Annotated in this window: 12 protein-coding genes; 1 reads left to right on the top strand and 11 read right to left on the bottom strand. The window is 53.9% G+C overall.

Annotated features, from left to right (window positions below; translation table 11 throughout):
- Positions 1–85: 85 nt before the first annotated feature.
- The 6 genes from V7775_RS13080 to alr all read right to left on the bottom strand — a co-directional run bounded on the left by V7775_RS13080 (position 86) and on the right by alr (position 5829).
- Positions 86–1222 (bottom strand): PAS domain-containing sensor histidine kinase, encoded by a 1137-nt coding sequence (locus V7775_RS13080; protein WP_335752348.1) that lies wholly within the window; start codon positions 1220–1222, stop codon positions 86–88.
- Between the two features lie 69 nt (positions 1223–1291).
- Complete coding sequence (locus V7775_RS13075; RefSeq protein ID WP_335752347.1) at positions 1292–1849, bottom strand: CvpA family protein; 558 nt, start codon at positions 1847–1849, stop codon at positions 1292–1294.
- A gap of 27 nt (positions 1850–1876) precedes the next feature.
- Complete coding sequence (radA, locus tag V7775_RS13070) at positions 1877–3244, bottom strand: DNA repair protein RadA (protein WP_335752346.1); 1368 nt, start codon at positions 3242–3244, stop codon at positions 1877–1879.
- 158 nt (positions 3245–3402) lie between these two features.
- Positions 3403–4209 (bottom strand): DNA repair protein, encoded by an 807-nt coding sequence (locus V7775_RS13065; RefSeq protein WP_335752345.1) that lies wholly within the window; start codon positions 4207–4209, stop codon positions 3403–3405.
- A gap of 139 nt (positions 4210–4348) precedes the next feature.
- Complete coding sequence (locus V7775_RS13060; RefSeq protein ID WP_335752344.1) at positions 4349–4798, bottom strand: paraquat-inducible protein A; 450 nt, start codon at positions 4796–4798, stop codon at positions 4349–4351.
- Positions 4795–5829 carry an alanine racemase gene (gene alr / locus V7775_RS13055; protein ID WP_335752343.1) on the bottom strand — a complete coding sequence of 345 codons (1035 nt, stop codon included), beginning with the start codon at positions 5827–5829 and terminating at the stop codon, positions 4795–4797. The genes V7775_RS13060 and alr overlap by 4 nt, the downstream gene beginning before the upstream one ends.
- A gap of 268 nt (positions 5830–6097) precedes the next feature.
- On the opposite strand from alr, the gene V7775_RS13050 reads away from it, so the two are divergent.
- Positions 6098–7411 carry an alpha/beta hydrolase family protein gene (locus V7775_RS13050; RefSeq protein ID WP_335752342.1) on the top strand — a complete coding sequence of 438 codons (1314 nt, stop codon included), beginning with the start codon at positions 6098–6100 and terminating at the stop codon, positions 7409–7411.
- Between the two features lie 314 nt (positions 7412–7725).
- On the opposite strand, the gene V7775_RS13045 is transcribed toward V7775_RS13050, so the two are convergent.
- The 5 genes from V7775_RS13045 to V7775_RS13025 form a co-directional block, all read right to left on the bottom strand.
- Positions 7726–9222 carry a replicative DNA helicase gene (locus V7775_RS13045; protein ID WP_335752341.1) on the bottom strand — a complete coding sequence of 499 codons (1497 nt, stop codon included), beginning with the start codon at positions 9220–9222 and terminating at the stop codon, positions 7726–7728.
- 142 nt (positions 9223–9364) lie between these two features.
- Positions 9365–10042: an orotate phosphoribosyltransferase gene (locus V7775_RS13040; protein ID WP_335752340.1), complete on the bottom strand. Its 678-nt coding sequence runs from the start codon at positions 10040–10042 to the stop codon at positions 9365–9367.
- Between the two features lies 1 nt (position 10043).
- The gene (gene pyrC, locus V7775_RS13035; protein WP_335752339.1) at positions 10044–11075 is read right to left on the bottom strand and encodes a dihydroorotase; all 1032 of its coding nucleotides are present in this window, start codon (positions 11073–11075) and stop codon (positions 10044–10046) included.
- A gap of 33 nt (positions 11076–11108) precedes the next feature.
- Entirely contained in the window at positions 11109–12044 is a 936-nt protein-coding gene (locus V7775_RS13030) for a phosphoadenosine phosphosulfate reductase (RefSeq protein ID WP_335752338.1), read from the bottom strand.
- A gap of 99 nt (positions 12045–12143) precedes the next feature.
- Positions 12144–13199, bottom strand: a complete 1056-nt coding sequence (locus V7775_RS13025) for a glycosyltransferase family 2 protein (protein WP_335752337.1) — start codon at positions 13197–13199, stop codon at positions 12144–12146.
- Position 13200 lies beyond the last annotated feature (1 nt).

Genomic DNA, 13200 nt, shown 5'->3' with positions numbered 1-13200 from the left:
GTAGCGCTCCTGCGACCGACAAAAGTTACAGGGGTATTACGGAACTCCGAACGAAGAGTCACGCTGCGAATCCATGCTTTTCTCTTCAGAGTGCATTCTGTTGCTTTAGGTCGACGTTAGAACTGATTTTGGATACGTGAGGGTCGTCATTTGTAGCGCTGTTTGTGTGATCTATTGTGTTGGGAAGTGTGAAGCGCACGCAACTGCCCCCAACTTCGGCAAAGTTGAACGCAGTTATATTACCGCCGCGTGCTGTTACGAGTTTACGGATCGCTAGCAGGCCATACCCGCTTTCCATTCGGAATTCACCCGATTCAAGAAATGCGATACCGGGGTTTTCGAAACCGGCACCGTTATCAGAGAGGGACACTTCAACTGTTTGGGCATCCGTTAGGGTTGCGTCACACTGCAACGTTAGATGCTCCCGGTTTCCATGTTTGAGGGCATTATCGATCAGATTGCGCAGAATAATCTGCATTGTACTTTTTTCACCAATTAGATTCAGATCATTGCAGATCAACGTGTGCTGGTTTTGAGGATCGAGGATGATCATCAAATCTTGACACAAGTCTGTAAGGTTATAGTCGCAATTGGGGGCAGCGGGACCTAGTGTAGTGGCGTAGGATAGAACGTCTGAAATTAGGTCCATGGATTTTTCGGCGGTTTCTTTCAGCAAGGCGATCAATTCCAACTTACCGTCGCCATGATCTTCAAAATCATCGTAAAGTAAGTCGGCAAGGTCCATCACATTGCGCATGGGAGAGCGCAGATCATGAGCAGCCATAGCGATGAATTGCTCGACTTCGGTTCCTATGCCGTCGAGTTTTTCTTGAGTTGATTTTGCAATCTTCTCGTTAGAAATATCTACAAGGCTTCCAACAAGGCGGACAACACGGCCAGTGGCATCAATTTGTGGACGGTGGGTTGTTCGGACATATCGATCATTGCCACGGGATTTAAACCGGAACTCAAATTCGTTTTGTGCGCGGCTGGCAATGGTTTTGAGTTGCTCGTTATAAGCAACAGACCCCAATTCAGTTCCAAATGCCTCAATGGCTGTCTTGCCCGCAAGATTCGAAAAATCTAGCTCTAGCTGTTCGAGGAGAGTGGGGTTGCAGTGTGCATAGACTGGGATTCCGTCTTTGCACACATCCAAGACAAAGATCGGAAGGGGGATGCAATCGATGACTGCAAATTGATCTTTCAGGTTATCTGTCTGCACAAAAGTAAAACTCCGCTTGCTAGGCAGGAGATACCATTGTTTCGTTACTTGGTGATTAAGCCGTTGTGATTAGCTCTCGGAACAGCTGGAAACAAGTTGCTCGTATTTTCCGGTAATCCAACCCAATGCTTGATCAGGATCAGAGTTCTGAATGTCGTCGGCGAAACGTCCGAACACCAGTGCGGAGCGGCTTTCGTCTACTACGGTGAATTGCTGACCCGTAATAACGGTAGAATAGACGAAAAATGCAATCGCCACGAGCAAGACACCGCGCCCCACACCAAAGACAAATCCAAGCGCCTGATCAAATCCGCCCAAGAACGAGCGTTGAACAATTGAAGAGAATAGAGGGGTGAACAGGGAAACCACTACAAGTGTTACAGCAAGTACCAGTGTGAAGGCTCCGATGATCGACAACTCACAGCTGTCAGCAAGGAAATCACCAATAACAGGGATTTCGCGAACCAATGGTTCAACCTGAGGAGCAAAGAGATAGGCCAGTACAGCAGCAGCGATCCAACCTACAATCGCCATCAACTCGCGGACAAAACCGCGGCCATAAGCAAGCAGTGCGGACATCACGATGACCAACGCCACCACGCCGTCTATGATGGTAAAACCTTCCATGCTCGTATCGCCTTTCCTCGGGGCGCGCTATCCCGCGCCAAATATTTCGCCCACAAACGCGGTTAAATCAGTCATGGGGCGCAGCGCAATGCCAGCGACCTCCACAGCTTTACCGCCTTTGGGTGCTATTGCGGAGGTAAAACCAAGTTTTTGCGCTTCTTTCAACCTGTTTTCCGTCTGGGTGGCGGGACGAAGCGCTCCTGAAAGGCTAAGTTCCCCAAATACAACGGTCTCGGCAGGCAGGGCGGTGTCTTCTCGCGCACTCAAAAGCGCGCAAGCCACGGCCAAATCTGCGGCAGGTTCAGAAATCTTCATGCCACCAGCGACATTCAGGTACACATCCAGCCCCGCAAAGGGAATCCCGCAGCGCGCTTCGAGCACGGCGAGAATCATCGCCAGACGGCCACCGTCCCAGCCCACAACTGTTCGGCGTGCTTGCGAATGAGGTGACGGAGCAACCAGTGCTTGAATTTCAACAAGCACGGGACGCGTTCCCTCAATGCCAGCAAAAACCACAGAACCGGGGGAGGGCTGCCCGCGCTCGGATAGGAATAATGCGGAGGGGTTGGTAACTTGGGCCAGACCACGGCCCGTCATCTCAAACACGCCAATCTCGTCGGCGGGGCCAAAGCGGTTTTTGACCGAGCGTAGGATACGGAATGGGTGCCCGCGTTCGCCTTCAAAATAGAGAACCGTGTCTACCATGTGTTCAACCACACGGGGGCCAGCGATCTGGCCATCTTTGGTAACGTGACCCACCAGAACAACAGAGGTGCCCGTGCGTTTTGCAAATGAAGTCAACTCATGAGACGCCGCGCGGACCTGAGACACAGACCCCGGTGCGCTTTCTACATTGTCGGCCCACATGGTTTGGATCGAATCGATGATCGCCAATTGTGGGCGTTCTTTATCGAGCGTGGTTAGTATGTCGCGCAAGTTGGTTTCAGCGCCCAACCGCACTGCTGCATTCGACAGGCCAAGGCGTTGCGCGCGCATGCGCACTTGAGCGGAGGCCTCTTCGCCAGAGATATAGACAACCTTCAGGCCTTGGTTGGCAAAGGCAGCAGCAGCTTGCAGGAGTAACGTAGATTTCCCGATACCGGGATCGCCCCCAACAAGGATTGCAGAGGCGGCGACCAATCCGCCGCCCAGCACGCGGTCCAGTTCTCCAAGACCCGAAAGGGTGCGCGGAGGAGGGGCCTCTTCGGTGGCAAGGTCCATCAACTCCATTGAGGAGCCGCGCCGCGCGCCTAATGACTTTGACGGCGGTCCCGCGCTGATGCCCTTGTCTTCCAGAATGGAGTTCCATTCGCCGCAATTGTCGCAGCGACCGGACCATTTGGGGTAGGTGGCCGCACATTTGGAACAGGAGAAGTTTTTGGTTGGTTTTGCCATGGCGCTTTGATGCCTTGGGCGACGGTCAGTATCAATGGGAAACAACCTATCAAGAGCAGTGCTGTGAAGAAAAAGATAGGGGGCGGTGAGTTTTTGCTAGCGACGTGCGTGCGTTTTGGGGCTTACGACACGGGACCAGATCGCCGCTTGCTTTTGGATTATTCTGCTGCCTTTGGGAGCTCGTAAACGCCGTTGTCTAGTGCGGTACTGTCAAGCGGGGCACCTTCTTGCTTGGAATGGGCCTCTACACGTAGCATCGTTTCACGGCCAAGCTGCGGGAGTATCTCGCCCATTTCTTCGGAGAGTCGCGCCAGCTGTGCTGCGGCGACACTTTCCTCCAATTCAACCTCATGCAACCAGTGTTTCATCTCCGTGGAGATGGCTTTGGCTTGATCAAGGCGGGCCTCAAAAAGTTCTAGCTCTTCTTGGCGCTGTTTTAGGAAGCTGCGCGCACGTTCAATTTTCTCGTCCGAATACACTTCGGCCAGTTCACGGCTGATGTGGCTCATCTGTGCGGCGGCTTCCAGCAAGGCGGGCTCAAGTGTGCTTAGATCGGGATGATCACGCAAGTAAGCTAGGCGTTCACGTACGGCATCAAATTCCGAACTCAGCTGGAATGTGCGGCCCCTGTCGGCCGCGTGGACCGCGCCATACGCACGGGCAACATCATCCATGGAAACAGAGAAACTGCGGTGAGAATTTTCTAGCTGCATAATTCGTGCGTTGGCGGGTAGAAAAAAGCAAATGCCTGCGGCCAGAACCGTTGCTGCGATCTGCAGGTACATGCCAGCGTTTAGGACTGGTTCGCCCGCATAGCTGAAGGGAATTTCGATCCACGACCAATAACCAAGCACCGCCATAACGCTAGACGTGGTTAACGCCGCAGCACATGCCGCGAAAAATACCAGCGCAAGGCGCTGCATAAAGTACTGAAGGAAAAACCCAAAGGTTTTCATCTGTTGCATCAATCTTCCTCAGGCGAATGCGTAAGCAAAGAACCGCTTACAACCTAGGCTATACAAGGTAGAGGGTGGTCCCCCATCTGCAAAGGGAAAATTTGACGGAAATTATCCTCAACTGACGTGATTATCCCTCAAAAGGTACTCAATCCGTAGTTTTTGGAGTCTTTTGTTGCGTTTTCCAACTGATGAGGAGGGACGTAAGGATGCAAAAGGTAAACAGATATAGCCCCCACGCGACTTCAATCCGGCCCACACCGATTCCTTTTGTGACGGAAATATAGAGCGCAATTAGAAAAATATCGGCCATAGCCAGCTTGCCGATGACTGCCAAAACCTTCTCAACGCGCGGACTAAGGAGGTCGAAGTGGATCAACGTCAGGCCGATGGTTTTCAGGTAGGGCGCGACCAACGCAAAGACAGTCACAACAAGGGCCAGAAAAATATCATTGGCCCAGAGCGACTGTAGGCCCGTCATTACGGATATCTCACTCAACCCAAAAAGGGGCAGAATGCCAGCGCGCATCAAGGGCGTGAACCACGCAATTGGATAGAGTATCAAAAGCGACAGGTTGGCGATGCGCAGTAAAGTCACGTTTGCCAAATGCGATTATAACGCGCGCCAAGGTTTGTGAGGATTTCATATCCGATGGTGCCCGCAAATTCGGCGACATCTTCGACGGTTTGATGCGTGCCTAGTAGCTGTACGCTTTCGGGCATTTTGGCGAGGGTCGTGACGTCTACAGTAATTAAATCCATGGAAACACGACCAATCACAGGAACAGCAACACCGTCTGCATGTACGATCGCCTTTGCGCCCATTGAACGGATCAAACCATCTGCGTAGCCAGCCGAGATTGTAGCAACTTTGGAAGGTACCTTGGCAGTCCATGCATTTGAGTAGCCAACGGTTTCGCCGACAGCGACCTCACGAACTTGGATCACGGGAATATCCAGTGTCACAACGGGTTTTGCATCTGCAAAGGGCAACCCGCCATAAAGCCCGATACCGGGGCGCACCATGTCATAGTGATAATTTGCTCCCATCAAGATTCCGCCCGTGGCTGAGAGGGACCTTGGTACATCAAGGCCATGGGTCATGTCATCAAATGCTGCACGCTGGATTTCGTTCATCGGATGGGACGGATCATCCGCGCAGGCCAGATGGGACATGATCAGCGTCGGGTTTTGCGCAAGCGCGATGTCACGTAGCGCGGACCACTCAGCGGGCTCCATACCCAGACGGTTCATCCCTGTGTCCAGCTGTAGGCCAAAGGGATGGCCGGGAAGGGCCTCAACATGACGTAACATCTGATCAACAGAATTAAGGATCGGAGTGAGATGCGCCCCTGAGATGATATCTGCATCCCCCGCCATATGGCCGGAAAAAACGGAGATACTGGGTCCTGACCCGATTGCGCGGCGCAAGGCCACACCTTCTTCGGCGACGGCAACAAAGAACTGGCGCGCGCCTGCCGCAGCGAGATGTTTGCCTACACGTCCGGCATCCAACCCATAGCCATTGGCCTTTACGACTGCTGCGGTTTCTACTTGGGCGATACTGGCGAGGGCACGCCAGTTGTCTGCAATCGCTTCTAGATCGATGTTCAGTGTTGCTGTGCTCATGGTGCGGTTTTTGACATTCTGAGGGGCGGCGTCAAGATCGCGGAGGTCGTTGATGTGCTGAAGCGGTCAATTAGTATGGATGTTAAGCCCGAAACCTAACCAATTGGTGCCCAAATGCCGGAAGTTTTGCCAGTTGAGAGCCGATTTAGAATCAGCGGGTTTCGGAAACTCCAAGTTTTACTCTGCAAAAGGGCGTGACGTCAGTACAACTATTCCTTGTGGGGTTAGGGAGACTGACTAGACTGGCAGAAAAGTGGAGGAGATTACGATGAAATCGATGATAAAAACACTGGTGCCCGTGGCGCTGATGACAGCGGGTGCAGCTGCAGCCAATCCGATTGACACTCAATTGCCAAGTGCGCCCGAACTGGCGGCTTACGGCGCATTGCCAGTCGGTGTGCGCCAGCTAGAGATGGTGAACGCGGATCAGATTGATATCTTGTCCATTGACCCTGCTGCCGAAAAGCCGACCGAGCTGCCGCGCTATGACCGTCCTTTGACCGTTGAAATGTGGTATCCTGCAGCCGAGGGCGCAACGGGCTCAACTGAGTTGAAGGCCTATCTGCGCGATGGCACCACCGAAGTATCCCTGACAGGCAAAGCAATGCGCGATGCGGCGCCTGCGGCAACCGACACGCCATATCCGCTGGTTTTGATCAGCCACGGCTATCCCGGTAACCGTTTTCTGCTGTCACATCTTGCTGAAAATTTAGCGTCCAAAGGCTATGTCGTTGCGTCGATCGATCACACAGACAGTACTTACCGGACACAGGCCGCATTTGGCTCGACTTTGGTGAACCGTTCGCTGGATCAGTTGTTTGTCTTAGAGGAAATGGCTGGCAAAGCAGCGGCAGGCGGCGAGTTTGCAGGTTTGTATGATGCGGATAATACGGGGCTAATCGGCTATTCGATGGGCGGGTACGGCGCAATCATTACAGCAGGTGGCGGCGTGACCGAAGCCTCCGTGGCGTATAGCTGGGGCGGACCACATGGCACGCTGGGCATTCACCAAGCGGGGTCTGACACGCATAACGCATTGCCAGACGCACGCATCAAAACGGCGGTCGCCTTTGGCCCATGGGGCATGAACACAGGGTTCTGGGATGCTGACGGCCTCGCCGGTGTGCAAATTCCAATGCTGTTCATCGCGGGTTCTCAGGATGATACATCGCTATACGAGAACGGTGTGCGCGCGATTTGGGACAACGTCAGCGGCGTTGAAACGGCCCTGCTAACATATATGAACGGCGGCCATAATTCTGGCGCGCCGATGCCAGCACCAGCCGAGAGCTATTACTTCAATGAAGACAAGGGCTTTGATATCTCCGAGCATTACACCGATGCAGTCTGGGATACCGCGCGCATGAACAATATCGCGCAGCATTTCGTCACAGCATGGATGGATGAGCGCCTGAAGGGCGAAGCGGAGAAGGGCGAATATCTTGATCTGGTTGACGATTCAAACGCGGGTGTTTGGTCAATGAATGATGATGGCACCGCAAAAGAAGACCACTCCTACTGGAAAGGTTTTGCCAAAGGCACGGCCAAAGGCCTGATGTATGAGGTTAAGACACCGAAATAAGCGGTTTCTGATCACCAACGAGAGGCCATGCCATGCGCGTGGCCTTTTTCGTTTGCGGAACCGTGCTGCTGGCGTAGCGCGAGAGCCAATGGCTGCTTTGAAACCATTGAACTGCAGAGGGCCAAGAAATACTGTTGCGAACTATGCGATCTGACCATTCTAGTGGAGGCAGCCGGAAACACTGCCAAGTGACTGCATTCTCAAAAAACAGAAAATACCGTAAGAAAATGCACGTAAAGTTTGCATTGTAATGGCTTGTTCTAAATATTTTTTTCGAAAAATTTGGTTCTTCTACACAGTGTTATCCACAGTGCTTAGAACTCTTCGTCTTGGCCTTCTTGCTGCCATGGCTTCACAAGGTTGCCAAAGCGGGTGAAGCGGCCTTCAAAGCTGAGTTCAACTGTACCGATGGGACCGTGACGCTGCTTGCCGATCACCACTTCGGCGCGGGCGTGCAGGCGTTCCATCTCTTCTTGCCACAGCGCCATTTTGTCCAACTCGTGATCGCCAGGCTTTTCGCGCTCTTTGTAGTATTCTTCGCGGAACACAAACATAACCACATCCGCATCTTGCTCAATCGAACCGGATTCACGGAGGTCAGACAGCTGTGGGCGTTTGTCTTCGCGGTTTTCCACCTGACGCGACAGCTGGGATAGGGCGATCACGGGGATATGTAGTTCCTTGGCGATGGCCTTGAGGCCCATCGTGATTTCGGAAATTTCGTTCACACGGTTTTCGCTTTTGCCTGTCCCACGTACCAGCTGAAGATAGTCGATGATTAACACATCAAGGCCATGCGTTCGTTTCAGACGCCGCGCACGGGCAGCCAGTTGGGAAATTGGCAGGGCGGGTGTGTCATCAATATAAAGTGGGCAGGCCTCAAGCGCTTTAGCCGCATCAACAAAACGGCGGAACTCAGACTCGGTCATATCGCCGGAACGAATCTGCTGGGATGGGATCTCGGACGCTTCCGAGAGGATACGCGCGGCAAGCTGTTCAGCGCTCATCTCAAGGGAGTAGAAACCGACGACGCCGCCGTCGATTGCGCCTTCAGTGCCATCCGACAGTTGCCCGCGCTTGTACGCTTTGGCCACGTTAAAGGCGATATTGGTCGCAAGCGAAGTTTTACCCATCGATGGACGGCCCGCGAGGATCAAAAGGTCAGAAGGGTGCAGGCCGCCTAGCTTTTTGTCCATGTCGATCAGGCCGGTGGAGATACCAGACAGGCCACCATCCCGTTGGTAAGCGGTGTTTGCGGAATTAACCGCATCGGTTACCGCCTTGAGAAAGCTTTGAAAGCCGCTTTCGACTTGGCCTTGTTCGGCCAGTTTATAAAGCTGCTGCTCGGCTTCGACGATCTGTTCGCGCGGTTCTGACGCGACATCAACGGTGGCCGCCTTAGCGGCGATGTCACGACCAAGCGCGATCAGATCACGGCGCACGGCCAGATCGTAGATCATTTGGGCATAGTCGCGCACGGCAAAAGCGGAAATCGCAGCACCAGCAAGGCGGGCAAGGTACGCGGGGCCGCCCAGTTCTTGCAGGCCTTCGTCGTCCTCCATAAACGCCTTTAGCGTTACGGGGCTGGCGAGGTTGTTTTTGGCAATACGTGCAGCGGCAATTTCGTAGATGCGCGCGTGTACCGGATCATAGAAATGCTTGGGACCGATGATCGAGGCGACGCGATCATAGATGTCATTGTTCGTCAGAATCGCGCCCAGCAGTTGCTGTTCGGCTTCGATCGAATGCGGCATGGTTTCGGATGCCTGAACGGCGACCGCAGTTGTGTTTAATGACGAAATTTCATTCATATCGTACCCCCGAATGTCCCGATGCTCGTGATAACGAAGCGGGCGCGGGCGCGCAAATTGTATATTTCTGTGGATAACCTGATGTTGGCTGACGCCCACCTACATCTTGCGATGCGGCAGGCATGGGCGTCAACCTATGGTGTTATCCCTTGCGGGCGTCTTGCCATTCGCGGGGAGATTTTAAGAATTTTTCTACTTCGTTCAATGTTGCCTCGGGGAAGGTGGCCTGCGCCTTGGCCTCGGCCAGAACATCCCACCATGTGCACAGGTGGTGCAGTGCAACGCCATGATCACCCAATGTCTTTTCGGTCTCGGGGAAGATGTCATAATAAAAGATCACAGCCGTATGGCCGCAGGTTGCGCCTGTCTCGCGGATCGCATCCACAAAGCTGAGCTTGGAGCCGCCATCCGTGGTGAGGTCTTCGACCAGCAGAACGCGCTGACCCTCGCTCATGTCGCCTTCAATGCGCGCGTTTCTGCCGTAGCCTTTGGGCTTTTTGCGCACATAGGTCATAGGCAGGGCCATACGTTCGGCAACAAGGGCGGCAAAGGGGATGCCTGCGGTTTCGCCACCGGCGATGTTGTCAAATGCTTCAAATCCCGCGTTGCGCATGACTGTGATGGTCAGAAAATCCATCAACGTCGAGCGGATGCGCGGATAGCTGATCAGCTTGCGACAATCGATGTAGCTGGGTGAGGGCAAGCCGGATGCCAGCGTATAGGGTTCATCTGTGTTGAAGTTCACAGCGCCAATTTCCAGCAACATGCGTGCGGTAAGGCGGGCGATTTCAGAGGCGTCGGGATATGTTGTAGGGATCATTTCAAGCGGTCCAGTGCAGCGGCATTGCAGGATCAAAGACCGTAACGGGGCCTTCGGGTGTTTCGATGTTGGTCGGGAACTCGGGTGTTTCGCGGACCAGTGTTAGCGTTTCCTCATTTACTGGCAGGCCATAAAACGCAGGGCCATTCAGGGATGCAAATGCCTCAAGCTTATCCAGCGCGCCGTCTTGCTCGAACACTTCGGCGAGGATCGACATGGTGTTGGGCGCTGTAAAGCAGCCGGCACATCCGCAGGGCAGCAGTTTGTTTTCATCCGTGTGCGGCGCTGAGTCGGTCCCAAGGAAGAAACGTGCATCACCCGAGGTTGCTGCATCGCGCAACGCAAGGCGATGCTCTTCGCGTTTGGCGACAGGCAGGCAATAATAGTGCGGTTTGATCCCCCCCGCGAGGATGTGATTGCGGTTGATGACCAGATGGTGCGTTGTAATGGTAGCGCCGAGGTTTTTGTCATTGGCGCGCACATAATCTACAGCATTGGCTGTAGTGATGTGTTCCATGATGACGCGCAGATCTGGGTGGCTGCGGCGGATCGGGTCTAGGACACGGTCGATAAATACGGCTTCGCGGTCAAAGATATCGATGCTTGGGTCGGTGACTTCGCCGTGGGTGCATAGGGGCAGGCCGATCTCGGCCATTTTTTCGAGCACGCTGGCGACTTTACCAAAATCACTAACACCAGATGCAGAGTTGGTTGTTGCTCCCGCGGGATAGAGCTTCACGGCGGTGATTAATCCTTCGGCATATGCAGCAGCCACATCCGCGGGATCGGTATCTTGTGTGAGATACAGCGTCATCAGCGGCGTAAAATCATCGCCTGCCGGGATCGCGGCCATGATGCGGTCGCGGTATGCGCGTGCATCAGCAGCAGTCACCACGGGCGGTACCAAATTGGGCATGATAATCGCGCGGGAAAAGTTGCGGGAAGTGTACGGCAGCACAGCGCGCAGCATATCGCCGTCGCGCAAGTGCAGGTGCCAGTCATCAGGACGGCGGATCGTTAGGGTTTGTGTCATGGCCCGCGTGCTAGCACGCAAGGGAACCTCGCGCTAGTCGTCTTTGGCTTCTGGTTTGGTCGAATCTTCCAATCGGCGGGCAAAACGGGGGGCGTGCATGCGAGCGGTCACGTTGCGCGCCAAAGCGAGGGCGAGTTTCTCACGTCCCCCAGAATCAAGTGCGGCAAGCAGATTGCGCAGATAGGGCGAGTGCATGCGCCGCGCCCGCATCATGCGCGCGAAGCTCAACTCGTCCAGTGACCCATCGGCGATGGCAAGAAGAAGTGGGGCAAGCTGCTCCATTTCTAGCAGGTCGGTCTGGATGGCATTACCCATATGCGGAATGCGGAGCTTGTGCGTGTTGGAGCGGGTGAACAAGGCCGCATGCATCGCGTCCAGCTGTTCACGGGGATCATAGACCACATAAGCAGCTTCTGCGCCGTCCAGCATGTCAGGCGCATAGCCGTAACGGGATGTGAAATCCATGCGGCGCATATCGGTAAACCTATCGTCCCATTCGGTTATGCGCGGATCAAGGGTTGCTTGGGGCTGTACGGCCAGAACCCTTGCCTCAGGGGAGGCTACAGAAAATGCGGCGGCTGCATAGGCACAAGGGCCCGCACCGTAAAAGACCACCTGTTCAAATTCATCAAAGAAGCCGTCATCAATCAGACGATCAAAATATTCATAGACAGCATCGTCGCGAAACCAGGTGTCGCCGTTTGACGCAATGCACAGGTTGGACCAATTGTGTTCCAGCATCATTTCCCAGCCCAGAGGTTGCGCGAGGGAGGACAAGGCGGGAATGCCCTGCAGCGTTTCAAAAGACACTAAAAGAGTCGCAGATTTTTCGATGAACACGGCATAGTGACGTCTGCCAAGTTGCTCAAAATAACCATCTTCATCGCATAGCTCTTCCACAGCATTCAGCCAGTCGGCCTTTTTCATGCCGGCCAGTGATGTGTCAAAGTTCAGGCTTTCGTCGGCCATGGATGCATCCTCAATCTTGCCCAAACGCGTTTAAAAAGGGCGGGTCAACCCGAGGTATAATAGTGCAATAGGGCAAAATTGCGGAAAACGAGTATTAATTTAGGGCGGGTTTTTGCCTATCTTGCGGGCAAGGTTGGCATACCCCACCATAAATTGTGCGGCCTGCCTAGGTACAGGCTGGGAAGGCGGGGTCATCATGAGCCTGCCAAATAACGCGCGAAAGGGCTCTTTTTGAAGGAGTTCCTCAAACCGGTTTCGGCGCCATGTAACGGCATCACCGTGTAGCTTTGCGAGTTCTGGATCGCTTTTTAGCTCTGCCAGCATCTGCGCACGCGGGGCAGTGAGGCTTTGGATTGTGGTGTCTTCGTCGGTATTAAAATTCCGCTCAACCCAATAATCTAGACCAAGCAGGTCCTCGCTATGGACTGCACGGCCACGGTCAGCCTTGAGGACGTAACTCTCCATAGCGCCCAGAGGATAATGGTTGAGCTGGACCAATCCGTAGTTATCCTTGCCATAGTTGGAAAAAATGCGTTTGTTTAGAAATGGTTCGGGCAGGGGATCTGCATTGCCGTCAAACCAGCGGGCAGAGGCGAGTTTTGTGTCGTTGGTATCACGCGGGCGGTGCACCCCCGGTTTTTTATAGGTCCCATCGTTGCGATAGAGGGTTTTGAACATTGCAGCCCGCCAAGGCCAATACATGACGGCAGGGGCCGCGCGGATAAATGTATCAAGAACGGGGGCATCATTATAGCGGACTTGGGCATTGGCACCAAACAGACGCCAGGTGAGCGTGATCGCGGTGGCATCGGGGATTGCGGCGTGCAATGCGCCTAATGTGTGATCGCCACAGTGGATGTTTACAAATTCATCGACGTCCAGCGGCAAAATCCAATCGGCCTTGCGGACCAGTTTATGCTTTGCTGCGGCTTTTAGCGCGGTGAACTGAATACCACCTTTGTCATAGGGGCCATCATTTCTAACATGTGTGACATGGCCCAGTGTGTCCAGCCGATCCAGCAGGGCATCTGTGCCGTCCTGACAATCGTTGGAGAATATCAGGAATTCGTCAAAGCCAACCGCGCGGTGGTGGGCGAGCCATTCCAGCAAAAACGCGCCCTCGTTGCGCACACATAAGATAGCGAGATGTGACATC

Source organism: Sulfitobacter sp. (assembly GCF_036960155.1).
In the GTDB taxonomy this organism is placed as follows: domain Bacteria; phylum Pseudomonadota; class Alphaproteobacteria; order Rhodobacterales; family Rhodobacteraceae; genus Sulfitobacter.
This window is presented reverse-complemented; position numbering and strand designations above follow the sequence as displayed.